21 protein-coding genes are annotated in these 26,487 nt (G+C 69.7%); 15 read left to right on the top strand and 6 right to left on the bottom strand.

The window, feature by feature from the left end; translation table 11 throughout:
* Nucleotides 1-25: 25 nt before the first annotated feature.
* Entirely contained in the window at nucleotides 26-3,541 is a 3,516-nt protein-coding gene (gene metH / locus R6V09_RS03670) for a methionine synthase (protein WP_317879868.1), read from the bottom strand.
* Nucleotides 3,542-3,848: 307 nt separating this feature from the next.
* On the opposite strand from metH, the gene R6V09_RS03675 reads away from it, so the two are divergent.
* From R6V09_RS03675 to R6V09_RS03690, 4 genes are all read left to right on the top strand, one after another.
* Entirely contained in the window at nucleotides 3,849-4,622 is a 774-nt protein-coding gene (locus tag R6V09_RS03675; RefSeq protein WP_019066101.1) for an IclR family transcriptional regulator, read from the top strand.
* A gap of 379 nt (nucleotides 4,623-5,001) precedes the next feature.
* The gene (locus tag R6V09_RS03680; RefSeq protein ID WP_317879869.1) at nucleotides 5,002-5,781 is read left to right on the top strand and encodes an MIP/aquaporin family protein; all 780 of its coding nucleotides are present in this window, start codon (nucleotides 5,002-5,004) and stop codon (nucleotides 5,779-5,781) included.
* Nucleotides 5,782-5,864: 83 nt separating this feature from the next.
* The gene (gene glpK / locus R6V09_RS03685) at nucleotides 5,865-7,403 is read left to right on the top strand and encodes a glycerol kinase GlpK (RefSeq protein ID WP_317879870.1); all 1,539 of its coding nucleotides are present in this window, start codon (nucleotides 5,865-5,867) and stop codon (nucleotides 7,401-7,403) included.
* Nucleotides 7,404-7,412: 9 nt separating this feature from the next.
* Nucleotides 7,413-9,029, top strand: coding sequence for a glycerol-3-phosphate dehydrogenase/oxidase (locus tag R6V09_RS03690; protein WP_317879871.1), 1,617 nt, complete (start codon nucleotides 7,413-7,415; stop codon nucleotides 9,027-9,029).
* 116 nt (nucleotides 9,030-9,145) lie between these two features.
* Here R6V09_RS03690 and mtnK read toward each other — a convergent pair whose 3' ends face one another.
* The 4 genes from mtnK to R6V09_RS03710 are packed head-to-tail and all read right to left on the bottom strand — an operon-like array spanning nucleotide 9,146 to nucleotide 14,014.
* A complete protein-coding gene (gene mtnK / locus R6V09_RS03695; protein WP_317879872.1) occupies nucleotides 9,146-10,315 on the bottom strand; it encodes an S-methyl-5-thioribose kinase in 1,170 nt (389 codons plus the stop codon).
* 22 nt (nucleotides 10,316-10,337) lie between these two features.
* Nucleotides 10,338-11,384 (bottom strand): ABC transporter permease, encoded by a 1,047-nt coding sequence (locus R6V09_RS03700; protein WP_317879873.1) that lies wholly within the window; start codon nucleotides 11,382-11,384, stop codon nucleotides 10,338-10,340.
* A 25-nt stretch (nucleotides 11,385-11,409) separates the two neighbouring features.
* Nucleotides 11,410-12,930, bottom strand: a complete 1,521-nt coding sequence (locus tag R6V09_RS03705; protein WP_317879874.1) for a sugar ABC transporter ATP-binding protein — start codon at nucleotides 12,928-12,930, stop codon at nucleotides 11,410-11,412.
* Nucleotides 12,917-14,014 carry a substrate-binding domain-containing protein gene (locus R6V09_RS03710; protein ID WP_317879875.1) on the bottom strand — a complete coding sequence of 366 codons (1,098 nt, stop codon included), beginning with the start codon at nucleotides 14,012-14,014 and terminating at the stop codon, nucleotides 12,917-12,919. Before R6V09_RS03710 ends, R6V09_RS03705 begins: the two co-directional genes overlap by 14 nt.
* Nucleotides 14,015-14,453: 439 nt before the next feature.
* On the opposite strand from R6V09_RS03710, the gene R6V09_RS03715 reads away from it, so the two are divergent.
* From R6V09_RS03715 to mtnB, 3 genes are read left to right on the top strand one after another with little or no spacing between them, the layout of a single operon-like run.
* Nucleotides 14,454-15,053, top strand: coding sequence for a 1,2-dihydroxy-3-keto-5-methylthiopentene dioxygenase (locus tag R6V09_RS03715; RefSeq protein WP_317879876.1), 600 nt, complete (start codon nucleotides 14,454-14,456; stop codon nucleotides 15,051-15,053).
* On the top strand, nucleotides 15,050-15,775 hold the full coding sequence (mtnC, locus tag R6V09_RS03720; protein WP_317879877.1) for an acireductone synthase: 726 nt from the start codon (nucleotides 15,050-15,052) through the stop codon (nucleotides 15,773-15,775). Before R6V09_RS03715 ends, mtnC begins: the two co-directional genes overlap by 4 nt.
* Entirely contained in the window at nucleotides 15,772-16,392 is a 621-nt protein-coding gene (gene mtnB, locus R6V09_RS03725; RefSeq protein WP_317879878.1) for a methylthioribulose 1-phosphate dehydratase, read from the top strand. Before mtnC ends, mtnB begins: the two co-directional genes overlap by 4 nt.
* A gap of 90 nt (nucleotides 16,393-16,482) precedes the next feature.
* Here mtnB and mtnA read toward each other — a convergent pair whose 3' ends face one another.
* Nucleotides 16,483-17,514 carry an S-methyl-5-thioribose-1-phosphate isomerase gene (gene mtnA, locus R6V09_RS03730; RefSeq protein WP_317879879.1) on the bottom strand — a complete coding sequence of 344 codons (1,032 nt, stop codon included), beginning with the start codon at nucleotides 17,512-17,514 and terminating at the stop codon, nucleotides 16,483-16,485.
* Between the two features lie 309 nt (nucleotides 17,515-17,823).
* On the opposite strand from mtnA, the gene R6V09_RS03735 reads away from it, so the two are divergent.
* The 8 genes from R6V09_RS03735 (at nucleotide 17,824) to R6V09_RS03770 (ending at nucleotide 26,329) form a co-directional block, all read left to right on the top strand.
* On the top strand, nucleotides 17,824-18,876 hold the full coding sequence (locus R6V09_RS03735; RefSeq protein ID WP_317879880.1) for a BMP family ABC transporter substrate-binding protein: 1,053 nt from the start codon (nucleotides 17,824-17,826) through the stop codon (nucleotides 18,874-18,876).
* Nucleotides 18,857-20,380 carry an ABC transporter ATP-binding protein gene (locus R6V09_RS03740; RefSeq protein ID WP_317879881.1) on the top strand — a complete coding sequence of 508 codons (1,524 nt, stop codon included), beginning with the start codon at nucleotides 18,857-18,859 and terminating at the stop codon, nucleotides 20,378-20,380. The genes R6V09_RS03735 and R6V09_RS03740 overlap by 20 nt, the downstream gene beginning before the upstream one ends.
* Nucleotide 20,381: 1 nt before the next feature.
* Nucleotides 20,382-21,434, top strand: a complete 1,053-nt coding sequence (locus tag R6V09_RS03745) for an ABC transporter permease (RefSeq protein WP_317879882.1) — start codon at nucleotides 20,382-20,384, stop codon at nucleotides 21,432-21,434.
* A complete protein-coding gene (locus R6V09_RS03750) occupies nucleotides 21,434-22,306 on the top strand; it encodes an ABC transporter permease (protein ID WP_317879883.1) in 873 nt (290 codons plus the stop codon). The genes R6V09_RS03745 and R6V09_RS03750 overlap by 1 nt, the downstream gene beginning before the upstream one ends.
* Nucleotides 22,303-23,055 carry a nucleoside phosphorylase gene (locus R6V09_RS03755; protein WP_317879884.1) on the top strand — a complete coding sequence of 251 codons (753 nt, stop codon included), beginning with the start codon at nucleotides 22,303-22,305 and terminating at the stop codon, nucleotides 23,053-23,055. The genes R6V09_RS03750 and R6V09_RS03755 overlap by 4 nt, the downstream gene beginning before the upstream one ends.
* Entirely contained in the window at nucleotides 23,052-24,347 is a 1,296-nt protein-coding gene (locus R6V09_RS03760) for an amidohydrolase (RefSeq protein WP_317879885.1), read from the top strand. The genes R6V09_RS03755 and R6V09_RS03760 overlap by 4 nt, the downstream gene beginning before the upstream one ends.
* An 85-nt stretch (nucleotides 24,348-24,432) precedes the next feature.
* Nucleotides 24,433-25,104 carry a FadR/GntR family transcriptional regulator gene (locus R6V09_RS03765; RefSeq protein ID WP_019066078.1) on the top strand — a complete coding sequence of 224 codons (672 nt, stop codon included), beginning with the start codon at nucleotides 24,433-24,435 and terminating at the stop codon, nucleotides 25,102-25,104.
* A gap of 208 nt (nucleotides 25,105-25,312) precedes the next feature.
* On the top strand, nucleotides 25,313-26,329 hold the full coding sequence (locus tag R6V09_RS03770) for a PAC2 family protein (RefSeq protein WP_317879886.1): 1,017 nt from the start codon (nucleotides 25,313-25,315) through the stop codon (nucleotides 26,327-26,329).
* Nucleotides 26,330-26,487 lie beyond the last annotated feature (158 nt).

The following is a 26,487-nucleotide window of genomic DNA, read 5'->3' on the forward strand; positions in this document are numbered from 1 at the left end:
ACCGACCAGTGTACGACTTATCCGATCAACGTGCGTTGAAGTATTTCGCCTCGGGGTGGTGGATGACGATCGCGTCCGTGGACTGCTCCGGGTGCAGCTGGAACTCCTCCGACAGGTGGACGCCGATGCGCTCGGGCTCCAGCAGGGCGGCGATCTTCGCGCGGTCCTCCAGGTCGGGGCAGGCGCCGTAGCCGAGGGAGAAGCGGGCGCCCCGGTACTTGAGGGCGAACATGTCCTCGACGTCGGCGGGGTCCTCGCCGGCGAAGCCCAGCTCGGAACGCACGCGCGCGTGCCAGTACTCGGCGAGCGCCTCGGCCAACTGGACGGACAGGCCGTGCAGTTCGAGGTAGTCGCGGTAGGAGTTGGACTCGAAGAGCTTGGCGGTCTCCTCGCCGATGCGGTTGCCGACGGTGACGATCTGGAAGCCGACCACGTCCTTCTCGCCGGACTCCTCGGGCCGGAAGAAGTCGGCCAGGCAGAGGCGGCGGCCACGGCGCTGGCGCGGGAAGGTGAACCGGGTCCGCTCGTTGCCCTCGTCGTCCAGGATGATCAGGTCGTCGTCCTTGGACACACAGGGGAAGTAGCCGTAGACGACGGCCGCTTCGAGGAGGTTGTCTGTCTGGAGCCGGTCCAGGAGGCCGCGCAGCCGGGGGCGGCCCTCGGTCTCCACCAGTTCCTCGTACGACGGTCCCTCGCCCGTACGCGCCTGCTTGAGGCCCCACTGGCCCTTGAAGAGGGCGCCCTCGTCCAGCCAGGAGGCGTACTCCTTGAGCTGGATGCCCTTGATGACCCGGGTGCCGCGGAACGGCGCGGTAGGGATCGGGTTGTCGACGGCGACGTCGGAGCGGACGTGGCCCTCCTCGGGGCGCTCCTCGACCTCCACGGCCGCGGTCGCCCGCACCCGGCGCTGCTTGAGCTCCGGCAGCTTCGCGCCGGGCACGCCGCGCTTGACGCCGATCAGGGCGTCCATCAGGCGCAGGCCCTCGAACGCGTCGCGGGCGTAGCGGACTTCGCCCTCGTAGATCTCGTGCAGGTCCTGCTCGACGTACGCCCTCGTCAGTGCGGCGCCGCCCAGGATGACCGGGTAGTCGGCGGCCATCTTGCGCTGGTTGAGCTCCTGGAGGTTCTCCTTCATGATCACCGTGGACTTGACCAGGAGGCCCGACATGCCGATGACGTCGGCGCGGTGCTCCTCGGCGGCTTCCAGGATCGCGGAGACCGGCTGCTTGATGCCGAGGTTGACGACGTTGTAGCCGTTGTTGGACAGGATGATGTCGACGAGGTTCTTGCCGATGTCATGGACGTCGCCGCGCACGGTGGCGAGCACGATGGTGCCCTTGCCCTCGGCGTCCGACTTCTCCATGTGCGGTTCGAGATAGGCGACCGCGGTCTTCATGACCTCGGCGGACTGGAGCACGAACGGCAGCTGCATCTGGCCGGAGCCGAACAGCTCGCCGACGACCTTCATGCCGTCCAGGAGCGTCGCGTTGACGATGTCCAGGGCGGGACGGGTCTCCAGCGCCTCGGCGAGGTCGGTCTCCAGGCCGTTCTTCTCGCCGTCGATGATGCGGCGCTTGAGGCGCTCGTCCAGCGGGAGGGCGGCCAGTTCCTCGGCGCGGCCCGCCGTCCGGGACTTGGTGGTGGCGCCCTCAAAGAGGGCCATCAGCTTCTGGAGCGGGTCGTAACCCTCGGCGCGACGGTCGTAGACGAGGTCGAGGGCCGTCTTCACCTCCTCCTCGGTGAAGCGGGCGATCGGGAGGATCTTCGAGGCGTGGACGATCGCGGAGTCGAGGCCCGCCTTGACGCACTCGTCGAGGAAGACCGAGTTGAGCAGGACGCGGGCCGCCGGGTTGAGGCCGAAGGAGATGTTGGAGAGGCCGAGCGTGGTCTGGACGTCCGGGTGACGGCTCTTGAGTTGGCGGATGGCCTCGATGGTGGCGATGCCGTCGCCGCGGGACTCCTCCTGGCCGGTGCAGATGGTGAAGGTCAGGGTGTCGATGAGGATGTCCGACTCGTGGATGCCCCAGTTCGTCGTGAGGTCCTCGATCAGCCGCTCGGCGATGGCGACCTTGTGCTCCGGGGTACGGGCCTGGCCCTCCTCGTCGATGGTCAGCGCGATGAGCGCGGCGCCGTGCTCCTGCGCCAGCTTGGTGACCTTCGCGAAGCGGGACTCGGGGCCGTCGCCGTCCTCGTAGTTGACGGAGTTGATGACCGCGCGGCCACCGATCTTCTCCAACCCGGCCCGGATGACCGGGACTTCGGTGGAGTCCAGGACGATCGGGAGCGTGGAGGCGGTGGCGAAGCGGCCGGCCAGCTCCTCCATGTCGGCGACGCCGTCGCGGCCCACGTAGTCCACGCAGAGGTCCAGCATGTGGGCACCCTCGCGGATCTGGTCGCGGGCCATCTCCACACAGTCGTCCCAGCGGGCCTCCAGCATGGCCTCGCGGAACTTCTTCGAGCCGTTGGCGTTGGTGCGCTCGCCGATCGCCATGTAGGCGGTGTCCTGGCGGAACGGGACCGTCTGGTAGAGCGAGGCGGCGCCCGGCTCGGGCTGCGGGTGGCGCTCGGTGGGCGTGGCCTCGCGGACCCGCTCGACGAGCTGGCGCAGGTGCTCGGGGGTCGTACCGCAGCAGCCGCCGACGAGGTTCAGGCCGTAGTCGCGTACGAAGTGTTCCTGCGCGTCCGCCAGGCCCTCGGGGTCGAGCGGGAAGTGGGCGCCGTCCTTGGTGAGGATGGGCAGGCCCGCGTTCGGCATGCACAGCAGCGGGGTGCGGGAGTGGCGGGCCAGATAGCGCAGGTGCTCGCTCATCTCGGCCGGGCCCGTCGAGCAGTTCAGGCCGATCATGTCGATGCCGAGGGGTTCCAGCGCGGTGAGCGCGGCGCCGATCTCGGAGCCGAGGAGCATGGTGCCAGTGGTCTCGAAGGCCATCGAGACCAGCAGGGGCACGTCGACGCCGGTCGCCTCCATGGCGCGGCGGGCGCCCAGGATCGACGACTTGGTCTGCAGGAGGTCCTGCGTGGTCTCGACGATCAGGGCGTCGGCGCCACCGGCGAGCAGGCCCTCGGCGTTCGCCTGGAAGCCGTCGCGGAGGGTGGCGTAGCCGATGTGGCCGAGGGTGGGCAGCTTGGTGCCGGGGCCGATGGAGCCGAGGACCCAGCGGCGGCGGCCGTCGCGGGCGGCGAAGTCGTCGGCGGTCTCGCGGGCGATGCGGGCGCCGGACTCGGAGAGTTCGAAGACGCGGTCGGCGATGTCGTACTCGGCCATCGCGGAGTGGTTGGCGCCGAAGGTGTTCGTCTCGACGCAGTCGACGCCGGCGCTGAAGTACTCCTCGTGGACCGAGCGGACGATGTCGGGGCGGGTGACGTTGAGGATCTCGTTGCAGCCTTCGAGATTCTCGAAGTCGTCGAGTGTGGGCTCCTGCGCCTGGAGCATGGTGCCCATGGCTCCGTCGGCGACCACCACGCGGGTGGCGAGTGCCTCTCGGAGCTCGGACACGCGGGTCCGGCTGTCGGCAGAAGGGGTCAGTGGCGACGAGGCCATGAAGGGGCTCCCTGGAGTGCGACGGCTGTCGGCTTTGCGGCTTCCCGGGGAACCTCTCACGGAACTCCCCCGGGAGCTTGCACGCCGCCAGGGTAACGGGGTCGGGCGGGAGAATGCTCGGCACGTCCATGGGGCGGACCGGGGTGACGGGCGGATCAACCCCGTCTAGGTTCTCGCGACGAGTGACGTAACAGGTGTCGACCGACCATTGGCGGGAGGTCGGCATGGACCGGTAGTGTTCGACATTGCCGAACGGCGGCGGCAGCGTCGCGCATCGGCGGTCGAACGGGACGGAGGCAGTACGGCGATGGCACGGAACATCCAGTCGCTCGAACGGGCGGCCGCGATGCTGCGCCTGCTCGCGGGCGGCGAGCGACGGCTCGGCCTCTCGGACATCGCCTCGTCGCTCGGTCTGGCCAAGGGCACCGCCCACGGCATCCTGCGCACCCTCCAGCAGGAGGGCTTCGTCGAGCAGGACGACGCCTCCGGGCGCTACCAGCTCGGCGCCGAACTGCTGCGCCTGGGCACCACCTATCTCGACGTGCACGAGCTACGCGCGCGTGCCCTGGTGTGGACGGACGACCTGGCCCGCTCCAGCGGCGAGAGCGTGCACCTGGGCGTCCTGCACCAGCAGGGCGTCCTGATCGTGCACCACGTCTTCCGGCCCGACGACAGCCGGCAGGTCCTGGAGATCGGCGCCATGCAGCCGCTGCACTCCACGGCCCTGGGCAAGGTGCTGTCGGCCTACGACCCGGTCGCGCACAGCGAGGTCCTGGAGGCCGACCGCAAGCCCTTCACCGAGCGCACGGTGTCCGAGCTGGCCGACTTCGAGCACGTCCTGGACGTCACGCGCGCGCGTGGGTACGCGGCCGACGTCGAGGAGACCTGGGAGGGCGTCGCGTCCATCGCCGCGCCCATCCACGACCGGCGGCGCATGCCGGTCGGCGCGGTCGGCATCACCGGCGCCGTGGAGCGGCTGTGCCGGCCCGACGAGGACGGCGCGCTGCGGCCCGAGCTGATCGCCGCGGTACGGGACTGCGCCCGCGCGGTGTCGCGGGACCTGGGCGCCGGGCGGTTCTGACCTCACCGGATTCACAGCGAGAACTCACCGGAACGTCATAGGGACGTTCCGGTGTTAGTCGTACTCTGGACGTCAAAGTCGGCCAAAACGCCAAATCGCCACACACGGTGTCCACTTGACTGCCGTGCGCATCGACCACGAGACCGATAGCTCACGCCAATCAATAACGATCGTGTTTTCGATAACAGCACTCTTGACGCGCCTGTAACCCCGGAGCAAGACTCCCGTCCATCGGTCGGCATTGTCGAACACCTACCGGCAATACGCGCTAGAGTGTGGCAACGCCAAAGGCCGACATCGCTCTCACCCCCGAGGGCGCACGAACCCCCGGCGGGACCCGGGGTTCGGCTTCCCTGGACGAAGGACAAAGGAGTCGCGGGTGTCCAGCTCCGACATCTTCATCGGCGAGACCATAGGTACCGCCGTACTCATCCTGCTGGGCGGTGGCGTCTGCGCCGCCGTCACGCTGAAGGCCTCCAAGGCCCGTAACGCCGGCTGGCTCGCCATCGCCTTCGGGTGGGGTTTCGCCGTCATGACGGCCGTGTACATCTCGGCACCGCTCTCCGGTGCCCACCTCAACCCGGCCGTGACACTCGCACTCGCGATCAAGGACGGTGGCTGGGACAACGTCCCGATCTACTGGGCCGGGCAGCTGCTCGGCGCCATGATCGGCGCGACACTGGTCTGGGTGGCCTACTACGGCCAGTTCCAGGCGCACCTGACCGACAAGGAGATCGTCGGCGAGCCGGCGGCCAAGGCCGTCGAAGCCGAGGAGAAGGGTGCGGGCCCGGTCCTGGGCATCTTCTCCACCGGTCCCGAGGTCCGCAACGTGGTGCAGAACCTCGCCACGGAGATCATCGGCACCGTCGTCCTGATCCTCGCCATCCTGACGCAGGGTCTGAACGACAAGGGCAACGGCCTCGGCGTCCTGGGCGCCCTGATCACCTCGTTCGTGGTCGTCGCCATCGGTCTGTCGCTCGGCGGCCCGACCGGTTACGCCATCAACCCGGCCCGTGACCTGGGCCCGCGCATCGTGCACGCGCTCCTGCCCCTGCCCAACAAGGGCGGCTCCGACTGGAGCTACGCGTGGATCCCGGTGGTCGGTCCGCTGATCGGCGGCGCGATCGCTGCGGGACTCTACAACGTCGCCTTTGCTTAGAACCGGATGAGAACCGGAACTCCGAGCACTGAAGCAGCAGTAGAACCAGTCCTCATGACCACGGAACCCCTCAGGAGCACACAGTGACCGACGCGCACACCGCCGGACCGTTCATCGCGGCCATCGACCAGGGCACGACCTCCAGCCGTTGCATCGTCTTCGACCGGGACGGCCGTATCGTCTCCGTCGACCAGAAGGAGCACGAGCAGATCTTCCCGAAGCCGGGCTGGGTCGAGCACAACGCCACCGAGATCTGGACCAACGTCCAGGAAGTCGTCGCCTCCGCCATCGAGAAGGCCGGCATCACCCGCGACGACATCAAGGCCATCGGCATCACCAACCAGCGTGAGACGACTCTCCTCTGGGACAAGAACACCGGTGAGCCCGTCCACAACGCCATCGTCTGGCAGGACACCCGCACCGACTCGCTCTGCAAGGAGCTGGGCCGCAACGTCGGCCAGGACCGCTTCCGCCGCGAGACCGGTCTGCCGCTGGCGAGCTACTTCGCCGGCCCCAAGGCCCGCTGGCTGCTCGACAACGTCGAGGGTCTGCGGGAGCGCGCCGAGGCGGGCGACATCCTCTTCGGCACCATGGACAGCTGGGTCATCTGGAACCTGACGGGCGGTGTCAACGGCGGCAAGCACTACACCGACGTCACCAACGCCTCCCGCACCATGCTGATGAACCTGCACACCCTGGCGTGGGACGACAAGATCGCCGAGTCCATCGGCGTCCCGATGAACATGCTCCCGGAGATCCGCTCCTCCGCCGAGGTCTACGGCGAGGTCACCGGCGGACGCCTCGGCGAGCTGCTCGGCGGCATCCCGGTCGCCTCCGCGCTCGGCGACCAGCAGGCGGCCCTGTTCGGCCAGACCTGTTTCGCCGAGGGCGAGGCCAAGTCCACGTACGGCACCGGCACCTTCATGCTGATGAACACCGGCGAGAAGATCATCAACTCCTACTCGGGCCTGCTGACCACGGTCGGCTACCGGATCGGCAATGACGCGCCGGTCTACGCCCTGGAGGGCTCGATCGCCGTCACCGGTTCGCTGGTGCAGTGGATGCGCGACCAGATGGGCCTCATCTCCACCGCCGCCGAGATCGAGACGCTCGCGCTCTCGGTCGAGGACAACGGCGGCGCCTACTTCGTGCCGGCCTTCTCCGGTCTGTTCGCCCCGTACTGGCGCTCCGACGCCCGCGGTGTGATCGCCGGCCTCACCCGGTACGTGACCAAGGCGCACCTCGCGCGCGCCGTCCTGGAGGCCACCGCCTGGCAGACCCGTGAGATCACGGACGCCATGACGAAGGACTCCGGTGTCGAGCTCACCGCGCTCAAGGTCGACGGCGGCATGACCTCCAACAACCTGCTGATGCAGACGCTCTCGGACTTCGTGGACGCCCCCGTGGTGCGCCCGATGGTCGCCGAGACCACCTGCCTCGGCGCCGCCTATGCCGCCGGTCTGGCCGTCGGCTTCTGGACCAGCACCGACGACCTGCGTGCCAACTGGCGCCGGGCCGCCGAGTGGACCCCCAACATGGACGCGGAGAAGCGCGACCGTGAGTACAAGAGCTGGCTCAAGGCCGTGGAGCGGACCATGGGCTGGCTCGACGACGAGGAGTAAGAACCCCACATGACCAGTCAGTCCACCCTGCAGTCCGTGCCTGCCCTCGGTACGCACCCGGCCTCCGGCTCGAACCCGAGCCGGGCCGAGACCCGGGAGCAGCTCTCCAAGGCGACGTACGACCTCCTCGTCATCGGCGGCGGCATCCTGGGCATCTCCACCGCCTGGCACGCCGCGCAGTCCGGGCTGCGGGTGGCCCTGGTCGACGCCGGCGACTTCGCCGGTGCCACCTCTTCCGCCTCCTCCAAGCTTCTCCACGGCGGTCTGCGCTATCTGCAGACCGGCGCGGTGAAGCTGGTGGCGGAGAACCACTTCGAGCGCCGTGCGGTGTCCCGCCAGGTGGCTCCTCACCTGGCGAACCCGCTCACGTTCTACCTCCCCGTGTACAAGGGCGGTCCGCACGGTGCGGCGAAGCTCGGGGCGGGCGTCTTCGCCTACTCCGCGCTCTCCGCGTTCGGCGACGGCGTCGGCCACCTCCTGTCCCCCGCCAAGGCGGCGCAGGACGTGCCCGAGCTGCGCACCCAGAACCTCAAGGCCGTCGCCGTGTACGGCGACGACCAGATGAACGACGCCCGCATGGCGCTGATGACGGTCCGCGCGGCCGTCGAGGCGGGCGCGGTCGTCCTCAACCACGCCCAGGTCACCGGCCTGCGCTTCACCCAGGGCCGGGTGACCGGCGCGGAGCTGCGCGACGCGACCTCCGGCGACGAGTTCGGCGTGAGCGCCCGCCTGGTGCTCAACGCGACCGGCCCGTGGGTGGACCACCTGCGCAAGATGGAGGACCCGAACGCGGCGCCGTCCATCCGCCTGTCCAAGGGCGCGCACCTGGTCCTGAAGCGGACGTCTCCGTGGAAGGCTGCTCTCGCGACCCCGATCGACAAGTACCGCATCACCTTCGCCCTCCCCTGGGAGGACATGCTGCTGCTCGGCACGACGGACGAGGAGTACGAGGGCGATCCGGCGGACGTCTCGGTCACCGAGAAGGACATATCCCAGATCCTGGACGAGGCCGCGTTCTCGGTGCGCGACCAGCAGCTCTCCCGTGACCTGATCACGTACTCCTTCGCCGGTCTGCGCGTGCTGCCCGGCGGCCCCGGCAGCACGGCGAAGGCCAAGCGCGAGACGGTGGTGACCGAGGGCAAGGGCGGCATGCTGTCCGTCGCGGGCGGCAAGTGGACGACGTTCCGGCACATCGGCCGTACGGTCATGCAGAAGCTGGAGGCTCTCCCGGGCCGCCCGCTCGGCGAGGACTTCGAGCCGATCTCCTCCCTCCCGAAGAAGCTGCCGCTGCCGGGTGTCGCCAACCCGCGCGCGGTCGCCCACCGCCTCCTGGTCGACAACCCGGCGCCGGGCCCGCGCATGGCGGCGGACACGGCGAAGCACCTGGCCACGCACTACGGCTCGTTGGCCTTCGACATCGCCCGACTCGCCAACGAGAACCCGGAGTTGGGCCAGCGTGTTCACCCGGACGCCCCGGAGATCTGGGCGCAGGTCGTCTACGCCCGGGACCACGAGTGGGCGGAGACTCAGGACGATGTGCTGCGGCGGCGGACGACGTTGACGATCCGTGGGCTCGCTACGGACGAGGTGCGGGCGAAGGTGCAGGATCTGCTCGACAAGAAGTAGGCGGTACGACGTTGAAGGGGCGGTTCCTTGGTGGAGGAGCCGCCCCTTTCGCTTGCCGTATGCGTTGTATGTCGTCTGCGGGTTTGTGGGGGCTGGTCGCGCAGTTCCCCGCGCCCCTAGGTTGGCTGCCCCAGCGTTCTTACATCGTTCGGGTTCTTCAACTCCTGGCGTCGCACGATCAGTTCGCGGCCCAGGAGAAGTGCCCGCCGAGACGCCGGCACCGGATCCGGAAGCGTCGTCAGGTCGGTCAGGTGGGCGAAGCCGATGATGCGGCGGACGATCTCCGTGCCTGCGTAGCCGACCGAGTCGGTCCAGACGCGGGAGAGGAAGCGGTCGAGGTAGGCGTCGTCGAAGAAGGTGTCGACGCGGGTCGGCCACAGGCGGCGGAACTCGGTCTCGAACGCCGTCCAGGAGAGGCGGAGTTGGTCGGCGTGGTCGGACAAGGTGCCCAGCTCGCGGGCCCGTTCCTCCGACACCAGCACGTTGGCCCAGTACAGGCCGAGGTCGTAGCCGATCGGGCCGACGAAGGAGAACTCGGGGTCGAAGACCCGTACCACCGGGGCGCCTTCGCGTTCGCCGACCATGACGCTGCCGGTGTGCAGGTCGCCGTGGAGCAGGGCCTGCGCGCTGGTCATGAACGTGTACCGGAGATCGGCGACCTCCGTGCGCAGGCGCGCGTCGGCACGGAAGTCGGCTGCCAGGTCCGTCAACTCCGGGAGCCAGTGGTTGTGTTCGTGCTCGATGTACGGCTCGGAGAGCACCACGTCCTCGGTGATCTTGCACAGCTCGGGGCTGACCGAGGTCGCGATCAGTGCCTTGCGATCGGCGGACGACATTCCGAAGTCGCTGGTCGCGAAGGCCAGTTGCGCGACGAACTCGCCGATCCGCGCCGAGGTGTCCGGGCCGTAGGACGCGCCCTCGTTGAGGACCGTGCGCAGGACCTGCAGGTCGGACATGTCCTCCATGACGAGGGCGTAGTTGTCGGCGTCGTAGCCGTGGATCGCCGGGATCTTGTCGGGCGCGACGCGGGCCACCTGCTCGTACGCCCTGGCCTCGGCGTCGGCGCGCTCGGGGCTCATCGGCCAGGAGGGGCCCGCGACCCGCACCCAGGGCAGCGCCTGCTTTACGGCGAGGCTGTGACTGCCGTCGGCGTTAGAGGCGAGGAACACCCGGTTCATGTTGCCGTCGGAGACCTCGCGGACGTGGATGTCGCTCACGTCCGCCCAGTGGCCGCGCTCGTGCAGGTACGCCGGGATGTCGTCGGTCTCCAGGATGCGGTAGCCCATCGTACGAACTCCTCGAACTTCCTTATGCGGTGCGGCGCTTGGACAGGGTGAAGCTGAAGACCAGGGCGAGGATGAGGACCGCGCCCTCGACGACGTCCTGGGTGTAGTACGGCAGGCCCTTGATGGTCAGACCGGTGGTGATGATGCCGATCAACACCGCTCCGAGTGCCGTGCCCCAGACGTTCGGGCGGCCCCTGCCGAGGACCGACGTGCCGACCAGCGCGACGGCGACCGCCTCCAGCAACTGCGAGGTGCCCGCGCTCACGTCTCCCTGGCCGATGCGGGACGCCAGGATCAGGCCGCCGATGGAGGCGAGGACGCCGGAGAGGACGTAGGCCAGGGCCCGGTAGGCGCCGACACGGATGCCCGCCAGGCGGGATGCTTCCGGGTTGGCGCCGATGGCGTACAGGACGCGGCCCCAGCGGGTGCGGGCCAGGAACACCCAGGCGACGACCGTCAGCGCGCCGAAGATCACCACCGAGACGGGGATGCCGAGGAGCGTGCCGCGGTCGATGCGGAGGAAGCCGTCGGTGAACTTGCCTGGGGCGGTGGTGCCGTCGGACTGGGTCATGCCGGCGGAGATGGACTGGCCGTCGACCAGGATGAGTTTGGTGCCCTGGATGACGAACATCGTGCCGAGGGTGGCCAGCATGTCCGGGATCTTCATCACGACGATCAGCAGGGCGTTCAGCAGTCCGGCCAGCGCGCCCGCCGCGATGACGGCGAGGATCGCGACCGTGCCGACCTGGTTGTACGTCACCATCGTCTTCGCGGCGACGGTGACACCGAGCCCGGCGACCGCGCCGACGGACATGTCCATTCCGCCGACGGCCATGGTGAGGGTGACCCCGAGGCCGAGGATCGCGGCGACGGAGACGTACCGGAGGGTGTCGAGGAGGGTCGCCGACTCGCGGAAGGAGCCCTCGCTCAGCGCGAAGTACAGGAAGAGCGCGACGGTGACGAAGATGAAGCCGTACTTGATGACGGCGTTCTGCACGAGCACGGCGGTGGAGACGGCGGGCGCCGCCGTCGCCTTCGGTGCGGCCTCGGGGCTCTGGGTGGTGGTCATGGCGTACTTCCTGAGTGGGCCGGGGTCACACGGACGCCGAGATGGTCTGGATCACGCGGTCGCGTTCCGCGTCTTCGCCGTAGGCGTCGAGGTGGACCTCGCCGGCCGCGAGGACGACGACCCGGTCGGCGATCTCCAGGACCTCGTCCACGTCGGCGGAGAGGACGAGTACGGCCGCTCCCTCGGCGGCCAGTGCGCGGGCGCGGCGGCCGATGTCGCGCCGGGCGCCGATGTCCACGCCTCGGAACGGCTCGTCCAGGATTAGGACGCGAGGAGTGTGCGCGAGCCAGCGGCCGACGACGACCTTCTGCTGGTTGCCGCCGGAGAGCTCCTCCACCGTGCTGTGCTCGTCGCGGGCGACGACACCGAGGGCGTCGATGGTCTCGCGGCCGAGGGTGTCCTCCTTCGCCGTGTTCACGAGTCCGCCCCGGGACAGGGACTTGAGGAACGGCAGCGAGATGTTCTGCGCCACCGACCAGCCGGGGACGAGCGCGTCGGCGTGCCGGTCCTCGGGGACGAGGTGGACGCCGGCGCGGATCGCGTCGGCCGGGCGGCGGGGCGTGTACGGCTTCGCGTCGAGCGTGACCGTGCCGGTGGTGAAGGGCTCGGCGCCGAACAGGCCGCGGGCGAGTTCCGTCTTGCCCGCGCCCAACAGGCCTACGACGCCGGTGACTTCACCGGCGCGGAGGTCGAGGTCCAGGGGTGCGCGGCCCTCGAAGAGGTGGACACCGTGCAGGCCGAGGACGACGTCCCCGTGTTCGCCGCTGTGCTGCGGGCGGGCGCTCGTCACCTCGTGGGCCTGGGCGAGCATCGCGCGCAGGGCGCTGTCCCAGTCGAAGGGCTTGACCTGGTCCTCGGTGAGACGGCCGTCTCGTAGTACGACCAGGCGGTCGGCGAGGGCGTCGATCTCGCCGAGGCGGTGGGAGACGTAGAGGACCGCGATGCCGTCGTCGCGCATCTTCTCGACGAGGGCGAACAGCCGCTCCGCCTCGGCGGCGGAGAGCGCGGAGGTCGGTTCGTCGAGGATGAGCAGCCGGGGGCGGGTGGCCAGCGCGCGGGCCAGGATGAGCAACTGACGGTCGGAAATGCCGAGTTCGGTGACGTCCCGGCGCAACACCGCGTCGCTCCAGTCGAGTTCCAGCGCGGCCTGGATCTCGCGGGCGCGGGCCAGGACGCGGCGGCCGTTCAGGAACGGGTTGCCGCGGCGCTGGGCCAGCTCCTCGAAGACCAGGTTCTCGGCGACGGAGAGGCCGGGCACGATGCCCTCACCGATCCGCTGGTGGACCGTCTGGATGCCCAACTGCCGGGCGGCCGACGGGGATTGGAGAGCTGCGGGCTCCCCGGCGACCCGCACCTCCCCGCCGTGGTCCGTGTGCACGCCGGACAGGATCTTGATCAGCGTGGACTTGCCGGCGCCGTTCGCGCCGAGCAGCGCGACCACGCTGCCCGGTGCGATGTCGAGCGAGACGGAGGCGAGCACCGTCTTGCCGCCGAAGGCCATGCTGACGTCACGGAGACTGACGGCGGGTGTCTCAGTGGGCGACATTGGGGATCCAGTCCGCGGTGCTCACCTTGGAGAGGTTCAGGGCAGGCAGGGCCGCGCGGAGCTGGTCCATGTTCTCGATCTTGTTCTTGCGCAGGAAGTCCTGGGTGATGGCGACGGCCGGGAAGTCGACGGAGGTCTTGCCCAGCTGACCGGCCAGTTCGAGGGCGGCCGTACGGACGACTGCCGCGCCGACGGCGGACGGGTCGGTGCCGGCCGTGGCGACCCACGGGCTGTTCGCGGCGGTCATGTTCTGGATGTCGGCGTTGGACACGTCCGCGCCGAAGACCTTCACCTTGCTCTGGAGCTTCTTGTTCTGGACGGCGAGGACGGTGCCCTTGGCGAGCTCGTCGTAGGGGGCGAAGACGCCCACCACGTCGGAGTGCTGGGTGAGCGCGGCGGAGACCAGGGGAACGTTGTCGGTGGCCGTGGAGTCGGTGACCTTGCCGACCTTGAACTGCTGCTTCCAGCCCTGGGCGGCGACCTCCTTCGCCCAGACGGTGTTGCGCTTGTCGAGGGCCGCGTAGCCGGCCACGTTGACGTAGCCGACCTTGGCGTTCTTGCCGACGGTCTTGGCCATCACGTCGAGGACGGCCTGCGCCATGCTGGCGTCGTCCTGCTCGGTGCTGATCACGGACTTGTTGGTCTGGTCGACGTCGTACACGACGACCTTGATGCCCTTCTTCACCGCCTGGTCGATCTCGGGCTGGATGGTCGAGGGGAAGCCGTGGTCGATGATGATCGCCTGCGCGCCGGAGTTGATGGCCGAGGACAGGTCGGTGGCCTGCTTGGCGTTGTCGGCCTGGGCGTCGTACACGGTCAGGTCGATGCCGAGGGCCTTGGCCTGTGCCTTGGCGCCGTTGCCCCACTGCTCGAAGTAGTCGCCGGCGCCGCTCTGCCGCACGAGGGCGACCTTGACCGTGCCCTTGCTGAAGGGGGCCGGCTTCTTGCCCGTGGCGGCCGAGGCCGAGGCGGCGGTGTCGGCGGTGTTCTTCGACGCGTCGGTGGACTGGGAGCAGCCGGCGAGGAGGAGGGCCGACGCGGAGGCCAGCGAGAGCGCGGCGAGGGGGACACGGGTGCGGGACATGAGGGGCTCCAGGTGCAAGGTGGTGCAGAAGGGGTGAAGAACGGGCGTGCGTGACCCGGAGCATGGGAAAAGGAATCAGCCACCGCGGAACGGGTGGTGGACCGCGGCACGAAAGGCTCGCGGGGCTCCGGATGTGGTCAGCGACAGCTGGCTGTGGTCGACCGGAGCAAGTCCACGTACAGCCGCCGCACGAGCAGCAGCGTCTTCATAGGGAGATCATGAGAATGTTTTCAGCCATTGGTCAAAGGGATGGAAGCGGTTTCTCAGTTGGTGAGACAACGACTACGTCACATCAGGCCTGGTCACCGACGGCGGTTACCATCACATAACCGGCCCCGACCCGGGACGACGGGCCTCGCTGTACCCCCTTTGCCTCCCCCACCGGTCCGGTGTTCGTCTCGGCATCCGGACATCCCTCCCACTTTCCGGAGTTGCTCCCATGACCCTGCTCACCACCTGGCCCGAGTCCGGTCCCGAGAACCTCGTGCGCCGTACCGCCGACCCCGTCGAGATCGCCGCCGCGCTCGCCCCCATCGGCGTCCGCTACGAGCAGTGGCCGATTCGCGAGGACGTCCCGGCCGACGCCGACAGCGACACGGTCTTCGCCGCCTACGGCCCGGAGATCGACAAGCTGAACGCCGAGGAGGGCTTCACCACCGTCGACGTGCTCGGCCTGCACCCCAGCGACGACCCGGAGTACCCGGCGAAGGCCGCGGGCGCCCGCGCGAAGTTCCTCCAGGAGCACACGCACGACGACGATGACGAGGTCCGCTTCTTCGTCTCCGGCTCCGGCATCTTCTACCTGCACGTGAACGGCGAAGTGCACGCCGTCTACTGCGAGAAGGGCGACCTGCTGGGCGTGCCGCGCGGCACCACCCACTGGTTCGACATGGGCACCGAGCCCGCCTTCACCGCGATCCGCTTCTTCCACGAGGAGGACGGCTGGGTCGGCAACTTCACCGGCTCGACCATCGCCTCGCGCTTCCCCGACTACGACACGATCGACGCGGGCTACCAGCAGGACAAGGCCGCCGCGTGACCTTGCAGTTCACCGTGGACGCCGTGGTGCTCGACATCGAGGGCACCACGAGCGCCACGGGTTTCGTCGTCGACGTGCTGTACCCGTACTCGCGCTCGCGCTTCGCCGCGCTGCTCGCCGAGCGGAGCGCCGATCCCGCGGTGTCCCGGGCGGTCGCGCAGGTCCGCGAGCTGACCGGCGCCCCGGACGCCGACGCCGTACAGATCGAGAAGACCCTGGGCGCCTGGCTCGACGAGGACCGCAAGGCCACCCCGCTGAAAACCCTCCAGGGCATCATCTGGTCCGAGGGCTTCGCCCGCGGCGACCTCGTCTCGCACTTCTACGACGACGTCGTACCGGCCCTGCGCGCCTGGCACACGGCGGGCCTGCGGCTGTACGTCTACTCGTCCGGGTCGGTGGCCGCGCAGCGCGCGTGGTTCACGTCGAGCCCGGAGGGCGACCTCCTCCCCCTCGTCTCCGGTCTCTACGACACGGAGAACGCCGGACCCAAGCAGGAGCCGGAGTCGTACCGCCGTATCGCGGCGGCGACCGGCGTCGAGCCGTCCCGGCTGCTCTTCCTCTCCGACCGGCCCGGCGAGCTGGACGCGGCCGTGGCCGCGGGCTGGCACGCCGTGGGTGTACGGCGACCGGGAGAGCCGTACTTCGAGCAAGGCGTCGGCGACCACGCGCAGGCGGGGGCGTTCGACGAGATCAGCATCACCAGTTCAAGGAGCACCACGTGACCACCGAGATCAGTGACCTCGACCTGAAGGAGGCGGGGGCTCAACTCGCCGCCGAGTCCGCCCGGTTCGCCTCGTTCGGCTGGATGCGGGGGACCTCCGGCAACTTGTCCGTGGTGGTGGGCCGGGATCCGCTGCGGCTGGCGGTGACGGCCAGCGGGCATGACAAGGGTGAACTGACTTCGGACGACGTGGTGTTGGTGGACGCCGATGGTGCGGCCGTCCGGGGTGGTAAGCCGTCTGCCGAGGCTGAACTGCACGCTCGCGTCGCCGCGTTGACCGGTTCGGGGGCCGTGGTCCATGTGCACACCGTTGCGTCTGTTGCCATGGGGCGGCGGGAGCCGGGCGGGATCGTGTTCAAGGATGTCGAGATGCTCAAGGGTGTCGGGCAGCCTGCGCATGATGTTGAGGTGACGCTGCCTGTTATCGCCAACAGCCAGGACATGAAGGTGCTGGGCGATCGTTTGGAGGCGGCTCGGGATCCTCGGATGCCGGCCGTTGTCGTCGCCGGGCACGGGCTTTATGTGTGGGGTGCGGATCCGCGTCAGGCTCGGCATCACACCGAAGTGGTTGAGTGGTTGCTGGAGTTGGAACTGAACACTCCGCGGGAAGCTCGGTAGTCAAAGCGCGGGACGGTGGGGGCTGGTCGCGCAGTTCCCCGCGCCCCTAAAAGATGGGCGCGGGGGCTTGCCAGTACTTCGCACTCGCCGCTACTTCAGGCGGTCGCCTGGGAGTTCGCCTGCCGAGACCTCCAACACGCCCCGTTCCGTGACCAGTCCGGTCACCAGGCGGCCCGGTGTGACGTCGAAGGCGGGGTTGTGGCCGCGCGACTCGGCGGGAGCCGTCCGGACTCCCGCCCACTCCAACACCTCGGCCTCACCCCGGAGTTCGATGTGGATCTCGTCGCCGGTCTTCGTGGCGAGGTCGACCGTGGTCGTCGGGGCCGCCACCAGGAACGGGATACCGGCGTCCGCGCAGGCCAGGGCGACACCGACCGTGCCGACCTTGTTCGCGGTGTCTCCGTTCGCCGCGATGCGGTCGGCGCCGACGATGGCCGCGTCGACCTCGCCGCGCAGGATGGTGCCGGCGGCGGCGCCGTCGGCCTGGACGTAGTGCGGGATGCCCTCCTGGACCAACTCCCAGGCGGTCAGGCGCGATCCCTGGAGCAGGGGACGCGTCTCGTCGGCGTAGACGACCTCCACCAGCCCACGCGCGTGCAGTTCACGGATGACGCCGAGCGCTGTGCCCCATCCGGCGGTCGCCAGCGCACCCGTGTTGCAGTGCGTCAGAAGCCTCAACGGCCGCTCCACGCCCACCTTCTGGACCAGCCAGTCCGCGCCGAACTCGGCCATCGCGCGGTTGCCCGCGACATCCTCGCGCTGGACGGCGGCGGCCTCTTCGAGGACCGCGTCGAGGCCTTCGTCGAAGCGGGTCATGACCCGGTCCACGCCCGCCATGAGGTTGACCGCGGTGGGCCGGGCCTCGCGGACCCGGGCGACCGCCGCGCGCACCTCGGCCTCGGTCCAGCCCTCCCGCTCACCCTCGATGATCGCGAGCGCGACGCCGTAAGCGCCGGCCGCACCGATCGCGGGCGCACCGCGCACGACGAGACGCTGGATCGCGTCGACCAGAGTGTCCACATCGTGGACAGCCATCGTCTCGTGGCGCTGCGGGAGCAGGGTCTGGTCGATGAGCGCGAGGCCGCCGCCGGTCCAGTCGACCGCGCGCAATTCCTGGGACATAACGGGACACTCCTGCTGTTCCGATGGTGTCGGACACCGTACATGACCTCGAAGAACCACAGTTCGAGACAGTCGAGCAGGTGTCTCAAAACGAATGTTAAAGTCCAGCACCCGCAGCCCGAAGGCCGAGACGAAGGAGGACGTGTGCTGTTGACGATGCGCCGTTTCCTCGATCACGGCCGCTGCGCGAGCGACTGCTGTCGACGCTGACCTGTCCCTCTCGCGTCCACCCCTCGTCTCCTCCCGTCTCACCATCTGGTCGCACGCGCTCCCGCCGGAGCGCGCCTTGCCGTACCCCGGAAGGTCCCCATGCTCCGCAGATCACGTCGCACCCTGCAGCTCGTCGCCGCCACCACGCTCATGGTCACCGCTGCCACCGCCTGCAACGCCGCCGCGAAGAGCGATGCCTCGGACAGTGCGAGCGGCAGCAGCGGGAAGTCGTTCACGCTGGTCACGCCGGACGCGGTCGGGCAGAACGAGTTCCTGAAGCTCGCCGTCACCGGCGTGAAGGCCGCGGCGAAGACGCACGACGGCACGGAGAAGGTCTACGAGTCGACGGACACCGCGTCCCAGCAGCAGAACGTGCAGGCCGCCGTGGACGCGAGCCCGAACGTGATCGTGCTGGTCGGCTTCGAGTTCGCCGACATCGTCGCGCAGCAAGCCAAGGCGCACCCCAAGCAGCAGTTCCTGATGATCGACGCGTGCACGACCAAGACGTATCAGAACGTCACCTGCGCCGTGTTCCGTGAGCACGAGGGTGTCTATCTCGCGGGCGCCGAGGCCGGGTTGCTCAGCAAGAGCGGCAAGGTCGGCGCGGTGGACGTGCTCGACACTCCCCAATTCCGGCGCTACAGCGACCCGTTCGCGGCCGGTGCCAAGAAGGTCGCCGCCAAGACGTCCGCGTCGACGCGCTTCGTCGGCGGCCAGTCCCCGTTCGACGACTCGGCCCGCGCCAAGGAGCAGGCCAACTCCCTGCTCTCCAAGGGCACCGACCAGATCATGGCGGCAGCGGCGGCCGGCAACTACGGCGTCTTCGAGGCCGCGAAGGCCAAGGGCGCGTTCGCGTACGGCGTCGACGTCAACCAGTGCGTCTCCTCCCCCGGCACGGTCGTCGACAACGTGATCAAGAAGACGGACGTCGCCGTGGAGAAGGGCGTCGAGCAGGTCCTCGCGGGCAAGACGGGCACCTCGGTGTCGTACGGCCTCAAGGAGGGCGGCATCAGCCTCACCGGCCTTGAGGCGGGCGTCGACTCGTCGAAGTGCGTGATCGCCCAGCACAAGGACGTCCTCGCGAAGGTCAAGGCGCTGCGCGACCAGATCGTCTCCGGAGAGCTCAAGGTCGATGACCCCGCCGCCAGTTGACCCAGCGGTCGAGCTCCGGGGAATCACCAAGCGGTTCCCCGGCACGCTCGCCAACGACTCCGTCGACCTGACCGTCGGGCGGGGCGAGATCCACGCCCTGATGGGCGAGAACGGCGCCGGCAAGTCCACCCTCATGTCGATCCTCTACGGCATGGAGCGCGCCGACGCGGGCTCCATCCGGATCGACGGCCGCGAGGTGACCTTCGGCGACCCGAGCGCCGCCATGGCCGCCGGGCTCGGCATGGTCCACCAGAGCTTCAAGCTCTTCGACTCGCTGACGGTCGCCGAGAACGTCGTCTACGCCGCCGAACCGCGCCGCTTCGGCCTGGTGGACCGGGTCGCGGCCCGCCGCCGGGTGCGGGAGCTGGCCGAGGAGCACGGGCTCGCCGTCGATCCGGACGCCAGGGTCGGCGACCTGCCGGTCGGGCTGCGCCAGCGCGTGGAGATCCTGAAGCTGCTGCACCGCGGCGCCCGCACCCTGATCCTCGACGAGCCGACCGCCGTGCTCACGCCCTCCGAGGCGGACGCCCTGTTCGCGGTCCTCAAGTCGCTGGCCACGCAGGGTCGTACGGTGATCCTTGTCACGCACAAACTGCGCGAGGTCCTCGAAGGCAGCGACAACGTGACCGTGCTGCGGGACGGCCGGGTGGTCGCCCGGCTGGTCACCGCCGAGACCTCCGCCGACGAGATCGCCGCCGCGATGACCGGCCGCGCGGTCGACCTGGACCGCGTCCACGCAGCGGGGACACCCGGTGACGTGGTCCTGGACGTGAGAGACCTCACCACGGACTCCGTCCACGATGTGGGACTCACTGTCCACGCCGGGGAGATCGTCGGGATCGCGGGCGTCGCGGGCAACGGCCAGAGCGAGCTGATCGAGGCACTGGCAGGACTACGGCCGGTCGCATCCGGACAGGTGAGTCTCAAGGGGCGGGACATCACCCACGCCTCGGCCACCGAGCGCCGGGCGCAGGGCCTCGCCTACGTCCCGGAGGACCGGCACGCGGTCGGTACGGCACCGGCGGCCTCCGTCGCGGACAACCTCGCGATGGGCCACCACCGAACGTCCCTCTCCACCAAGGGACTTCTGCCGCCCGCGTCCGTACGCGCCCACGCCCGGCGGCTCATCGAGCGCTTCGGCATCAAGGCGGCCACCCCCGAGGTGCCCGCCGCCGCACTGTCCGGCGGGAATCTGCAGAAGCTGCTGATCGGCCGCGAACTCGCCCATGAGGCACCGCTGTTGCTCGTCGAGCAGCCCACGCGCGGGGTCGACATCGGCGCCATCCAGAACATCCACGACCAGATCGTCGCCTACCGCGACGCCGGTCACGCCGTCCTCCTCGTCTCCGCCGAACTGAGCGAGATCCGGGGCCTCGCGGACCGGGTCCTCGTGATGTACGAGGGCCGGGTCACGGCGACGTACCCGAAGGACGAGGCCGACGAACGGGCGCTGGGGCTCGCCATGGCGGGCGGGGCCGTAGCGCCGACGGAGGCCGTCGACTGACATGACACTCACCCGAATATCCGGAGCTCTGCGCTCCCCCATCACCTTCTCCGTGCTCGCGGGCCTGGTCATCGGCGCACTGTTCCTCGTCGGCACCGGCGCGGACCCGTTCACCGCCTACAGCGCCGTCCTCACCGGCTCGCTCGGCGCCGACGGCATCGGCTCCACGCTGAGCACCGGCACCAGCGTGCTCGGCATGGCGCTCGCGCTGGCGATCCCGCTGCGGGCCGGGCTGATCAATCTCGGCGGCGACGGACAGATGGTCCTCGGCGGCACCACGGCGGCCGTGACCGGCCTCTACTCCCCGCTGCCCGCACCGCTCACCGTCGTACTGGCGCTGCTCGCGGGCATGGCGGCGGGCGCCGCGTACGCCGCACTGGCCGCCCTGTGCGAGAACCGCCTCGGCGTCCCGCTCCTGGTCAGCAGCCTGCTGCTGAGCTACCCGGCGGTGTCCCTCGCCTCCTACCTGGCGCGCTACCCGCTCAAGGAACCCGGCTCCAGCCTCCCCCAGACCCGGGCGATGCCGGACGGCGTGGCGCTGCCCGCGTTCGGCGACTCGACGGTCACCATCGGGCTCCTCCTCGTCGTCCTCGCGGCAGCCGCGTACTGGTTCACCGACAAGCGCACGGCCTTCGGCTACGAGATCCGCATGACGGGCCTCAACTCCCGTTTCGCCGCCTACGCGGGTGTCGAACGCCGGGGCCTGACCCTCAAGTTGATGTCCGTGTCCGGCGCGCTGGCCGGACTCGTGGGCGCCATAGGGGTGTTGAGCTTCCCGTACCGCTTCGTCGACGGCTCGCTCACCGCACCCGGCTACACCTGGACGGGCCTGACGGCGGCGCTGTTGGCAGCCGCCGCGCCGCTCGGCACAGTCATCGCCTCCTTCTTCTTCGCCGTCCTCGCCGTCGGCGGCCTGGCGATGGAGCGGACGACCGAGGTGCCGCGCGAGCTGACGCAGGTGCTCCAGGCCATCGTGATCGTGTTCCTCGCGGCCCGACTCCGCTTCCCGACGAAGTGGTTCACCAGGCGTACTCAGGAAAGCGAGGCCGTCTGATGTTCCTCGACTCCGATCTGCTGATGTCGGCGCTGCGCGCGCTGACCCCGATCCTGCTGGCCGCACTCGGCGGTGCCCTGTGCGAGCGGGCAGGGGTCTTCAACATCGGCCTCGAAGGCATGATGCTGATGGGCTGCTTCACGTCGGTGGCCACGAGTTGGTTCACCGGAAGCGCCTGGCTCGGCGTGCTCGCCGCCGCCCTCGCCGCAGCCGCCTACTCCCTCATCCTGGCCGTCGGCGCGGTAACTCTGCGCGGTGACGCAGTGGTTCTCGGAATCGCCATGAATCTCCTGGCAGTTGGCCTGACCAGCTTCCTCCTGCGTACGGTCTTCGGTGTGCAGGGCACTTTCGACGATCCGTCACTCGCCGGGCTGCCGTTGATCGGTGGCTTCACCCCGCTCGCGTATCTGGCGTTCGTCGCGGTCGCGGTGGCCGCGGTGATGCTGTCCCGGAGTGTGTGGGGGCTGAGGCTGCGAGGAGTGGGCGAGGCGCCGGACGCGGCGGCGACGCTCGGGGTGAGCCCGACGAAGTACAAGTACGCGGCGGTGCTGATCTCCGGCGTCCTGTGCGGGCTCGCGGGGGCCCAACTCGCGCTCGGCAACGTCACGTTGTTCTCCGAGAACATGACGGCGGGCCGGGGCTGGATCGCCGTCGTCGCGGTGATGCTCGGCCGCGCGGCACCCGTCGGCGTACTGCTCGCCGCGCTGCTCTTCGGTCTCGCCGAGGCCGCCGGCTTCCGCCTCCAGGGCGTCGGCCTGCCCCAACAGGCCACCGACGCCGCGCCGTACGTCGTGACGCTCGTCGCCCTCTTCCTCTCGACGGCCCGCCGCCGTCGCCGTACCGCCAACTCCCCTTCCGGAGCCACCACATGACGCAGGACCTGCTGCCCATCACCCGCATACCGCGCACCGGACTTCCGGCGCACGCGGTCGTCGTCGGCGACCCGGCGCGCGCCGCCGCCGTCGCCGCGCTGCTGGACGGCGCCGAGGAGGTGTCGTACCACCGCGAATACCGTGTGTTCAGCGGGAGTTGGAAGGGCCTGCCGGTCACCGTCGCCTCGCACGGGGTGGGCGGACCGGGCGCGATCCTGCTGTTCCAGGAACTGGCGGACGCGGGGGTCCGCACCTTCCTGCGCTTCGGCACGGCGGGCGCGATGAAGCCCGGCATCGGCGACGGCGACCTCGTGATCGCCGAGGCGGCCGTACGCGACGACGGTGTCACGCAGCAACTCCTCCCGCCGGAGTACCCGGCCGTCTCCTCCCCCGAAGCCGTCCTCGCCCTCCAGCGCGCGGCCCGCGAGACCGGCGCCCCGCACCACCGGGGCATCGTGTGGACCCGGGCGGCCTTCCAGCCCGGTCTCCTCCCCCTCTTCTCCTACGACGGCGCCGGGCTCGCGGCGATCGAGATGGAGCTGTCGGCGCTGCTGGTGACGGCCTCGCTGCGAGGGTTGGTCGCGGGTGGGGTGCTCGTTGTCGATGGCGCCAACGCCGATGAACTCGTCGACGCGGAGACCACCGGCGGGTACGACCCGCACCGGGAGGTCGTCGCGGCCGGTGTCGAGCGCGGCGCGGTGGTCTCGCTGGAGGCACTGCGGCTGCTGGCGGAGGGGAACGAGGCGTGAGCATCGACCTGTTGGTGCACGGCGGTGACGTCCTGACCGTCGACGAGGCCGGAACTGTCGTACGGGACGGGGCAGTTGCCGTCCATGAGGGCGAGATCGTCGCCGTAGGACCCGCTGCCGAGCTGAAAGCACGGTTCACGGCCGCCGAGTCGATTGACGCCGAGGGCTGTCTCCTCCTGCCCGGGCTGATCAACACGCACACGCATCTCGCGATGACGCTGCTGCGCGGTCGCGCCGACGACGTCACTCTCCAGGGCTTCCTGGAGCGGGTGTTGAAGTGGGAGGCCGAGCTGCTGGCGCCGAAGAACGTGGCGGCGGCGGTGCGGCTCGCGGTGGCCGAGAGCGTACGGGCCGGGGTGACCTCGGCGCTCGACATGTACTGGTTCCACGAGGCGGCCGAGCAGGCGGCCCGTGAGGCGGGCTGGCGGCTGCACACCGGGCCGACCTTCATGGACGTACCGGAGCCGCCGGACGGCATCGCGTACGAGGACCGACTCGACTGGGCGCGGCGGGACTTGGCGGCGCGCGGCGAGGCCCGCCCCGGTCTGCGCCCGATCCTGTTCGCGCACTCGACCTACACCCTCGCGCCCGACCAGCTCGTCGAAATCGCCGCCCTGGCGCGGGAGTTCGGGGCGCTGCTGCACATCCACGCGGCGGAGAACGCCACCGAGGCCGCCACCGTCGAGGTCAAGTACGGCAAACGCCCTGTGGAGTTGCTCGACTCGCTGGGGCTGCTCGGTCCCGATCTGCTGCTCGCGCACGCCGTGGACCTGACCGGCCCGGAGATCGCGGCGCTGGCCCGCACGGGCACGTCGGTCGCCCACTGTCCGGTGTCCAACCTGAAGTTGGGCTGCGGGATCGCGCCGGTGCCGCGGCTGCTCAGCGCGGGTGTCACCGTCGGGCTCGGCACGGACGGGGCCGTCAGCTCCAACACGCTCGACGTGCTGGGCGCCGTACGACAGGCGGCGCTGGTGCACAAGGCGGGCGGTGACCCGACGGCGGTCGGTGCCGAGCAGGCCGTACGGATGGCGACGATCGAGGGTGCGCGGGCGCTGGGGCTCGGGGAGCACCTCGGTTCGCTTGAGGCCGGCAAGCGGGCCGACCTGATCGTCCTCGACCTGGGCGCACCGCATCTGCGGCCCCTGCACGACCCGTGGTCGACGCTCGCCTACGCGGCGCACTCGGCGGACGTAAGGGACACGGTGGTGGACGGCCGGGTGCTGATGCGGAACCGGACACTGGGCACGCTGGACGAGGAAGCCGTGATCGCGGAGCTCGAATCACTTGCCTGAGCTGTGGATTTCCCTCCCGTTCAGCCTGCTGAACCCCCATAATGTCGCTGATACATCGGATGTCTGAGTTACAGGGAGGCCGGCCATGGCAGTCACCGATGAGGCGATCGAGAAAATCAAGGGAATGATCGTCTCCGGCGCGCTGCGTCCCGGGGACCGGCTGCCCAAGGAGAGCGAACTCGCCGCCGAACTCGGCCTGTCCCGCAACTCCCTGCGGGAGGCCGTGCGTGCTCTGTCGCTGATCCGCATCCTGGACGTGCGGCAGGGCGACGGCACGTACGTCACAAGTCTGGATCCTCAACTCCTGCTGGAGGCACTGAGTTTCGTCGTGGACTTCCACCGCGACGACACGGTCCTCGAATTCCTGGCGGTGCGGCGCATTCTGGAGCCCGCGGCCACCGGGATGGCGGCCCTGCGGATCAGCGAGCAGCAACTCGACGCGCTCACCCTCCAGTTGGACGCGCTGGGCGGCGCCCCCTCGGTGGAGGAACTGGTCGCCTGCGACCTGGAGTTCCACCGGGGCATCGTGCAGAGTTCCGGCAACTCGGTGCTCTGCTCGCTCCTTGACGGTCTGTCCGGCCCCACCACGCGGGCCAGGATCTGGCGCGGGCTGACCCAGGAGGACGCGGTCAGCCGGACCCTGCACGAGCACCGGGCGATCCTGGGCGCGCTGCGCGACCGGGACGCGGAGGCTGCGCGGTCGTGGGCGACGGTGCACATCGCGAGCGTGGAGCAGTGGCTGCGTTCGACCCTGTGAACGAGCCGGTGATCGAGCGGGGGCCGGTTGATCCATCGGAGGAGTGACCGGCCGGTCCGCGTCCGCACCGGGTGGCGATCTTGTGTGTTCGACCGGCTCGGACGGGGCAGGCATGGGGTCACTCCCCTGTGCAAGGGGGCTGCGGGCGCCCCCGTCGGACGCCGTAAGGTTGGGGCGTACGCGAGGGCAGATCGGAAGGAGGCGCTGGGTGATCGAGCTGGAGGGGGTTCCCGAGCTGATCGACCCAGTGATGGTGGCCGCGTTCGAGGGCTGGAACGACGCCGGCGACGCCGCCTCCACCGCGGTCGCGCATCTCGACAAGGAGTGGAAGGGCGAGGTCTTCGCAGCGCTCGACGCCGAGGACTACTACGACTTCCAGGTGAACCGGCCCACGGTGTGGATGGATGCCGGGGTGCGGAAGATCACCTGGCCCACGACCCGTCTCTCGGTGGTCCGGGTCGGTGGCGAGAAGCCGCGTGACCTCGTACTCGTCCGAGGTATCGAACCGTCGATGCGCTGGCGCTCGTTCTGCAACGAGCTGCTGGGCTTCGCGCACGAGCTGGGCGTGGAGCTGGTGGTGATCCTGGGCGCGCTGCTCGGTGACACCCCGCACACACGTCCGGTACCGATCAGCGGGACCACGTCCGACTCCGACCTGGCGCAGCGGATGGACCTGGAGGAGACCAAGTACGAGGGTCCCACCGGGATCGTCGGCATCCTCCAGGAGGCGTGCACGCACGCGGGCGTCCCGGCGGTGTCGCTGTGGGCGGCGGTGCCGCACTACGTGTCCCAGCCGCCCAACCCGAAGGCCACCCTGGCGCTGCTGAACCGCCTGGAGGACCTGATCGACGTGCGCATCCCACTGGGCGAGCTGCCCGAGGACGCGCGCGCCTGGCAGGTCGGCGTGGATCAACTGGCCGCCGAGGACAGCGAGGTCGCCGAGTACGTGCAGACGCTGGAGGAGGCCCGGGACACCGCGGAGCTGCCGGAGGCGTCGGGCGAGGCGATCGCCCGCGAGTTTGAGCGCTACCTGCGAAGGCGGGACGGCGGGGGCAGCCCGTCGCCCGGTGGGCACGCCACGGCGGACGGCAGCGACAGCGCGTCGTATCTCCGGGACAACCCCGGCGGCGGCCGTGCGAAGCCGACGAGGCCTCCGAAGCCGGAGACGGAACCCGAGACCGGGCCCGACGCCGAGGCCGACGACGAGGATTCCTCCGAGGAGTGAGTCCGTCGGTCGACAGGGTTCCGTCGGTCGACCGGGCGTGAAACAGGGGCGGTTCCTCCCGCGAGGAGGAACCGCCCCTGTGCTGTCCGCTGTTGTTAGAGGGCCACGCCCAACAGGGCGTCCACCGCGCGGGAGACGACGCCGGGGGCGCCCTCGTC

This window comes from Streptomyces sp. W16 (genome assembly GCF_033194735.1).
Lineage (GTDB): Bacteria > Actinomycetota > Actinomycetes > Streptomycetales > Streptomycetaceae > Streptomyces.

Coding starts and splice junctions, on each gene's coding strand:
- mtnA (WP_317879879.1), bottom strand. CDS start 17,514: ATGTCCCAGGAATTGCGCGCGGTCGACTGGACCGGCGGCGGCCTCGCG.
- R6V09_RS03765 (WP_019066078.1), top strand. CDS start 24,433: ATGGCAGTCACCGATGAGGCGATCGAGAAAATCAAGGGAATGATCGTC.
- R6V09_RS03675 (WP_019066101.1), top strand. CDS start 3,849: ATGGCACGGAACATCCAGTCGCTCGAACGGGCGGCCGCGATGCTGCGC.
- R6V09_RS03750 (WP_317879883.1), top strand. CDS start 21,434: ATGTTCCTCGACTCCGATCTGCTGATGTCGGCGCTGCGCGCGCTGACC.
- R6V09_RS03715 (WP_317879876.1), top strand. CDS start 14,454: ATGACCCTGCTCACCACCTGGCCCGAGTCCGGTCCCGAGAACCTCGTG.
- R6V09_RS03755 (WP_317879884.1), top strand. CDS start 22,303: ATGACGCAGGACCTGCTGCCCATCACCCGCATACCGCGCACCGGACTT.
- metH (WP_317879868.1), bottom strand. CDS start 3,541: ATGGCCTCGTCGCCACTGACCCCTTCTGCCGACAGCCGGACCCGCGTG.
- R6V09_RS03745 (WP_317879882.1), top strand. CDS start 20,382: ATGACACTCACCCGAATATCCGGAGCTCTGCGCTCCCCCATCACCTTC.
- R6V09_RS03735 (WP_317879880.1), top strand. CDS start 17,824: ATGCTCCGCAGATCACGTCGCACCCTGCAGCTCGTCGCCGCCACCACG.
- mtnK (WP_317879872.1), bottom strand. CDS start 10,315: ATGGGCTACCGCATCCTGGAGACCGACGACATCCCGGCGTACCTGCAC.
- R6V09_RS03740 (WP_317879881.1), top strand. CDS start 18,857: ATGACCCCGCCGCCAGTTGACCCAGCGGTCGAGCTCCGGGGAATCACC.
- R6V09_RS03705 (WP_317879874.1), bottom strand. CDS start 12,930: ATGTCGCCCACTGAGACACCCGCCGTCAGTCTCCGTGACGTCAGCATG.
- R6V09_RS03690 (WP_317879871.1), top strand. CDS start 7,413: ATGACCAGTCAGTCCACCCTGCAGTCCGTGCCTGCCCTCGGTACGCAC.
- R6V09_RS03710 (WP_317879875.1), bottom strand. CDS start 14,014: ATGTCCCGCACCCGTGTCCCCCTCGCCGCGCTCTCGCTGGCCTCCGCG.
- R6V09_RS03700 (WP_317879873.1), bottom strand. CDS start 11,384: ATGACCACCACCCAGAGCCCCGAGGCCGCACCGAAGGCGACGGCGGCG.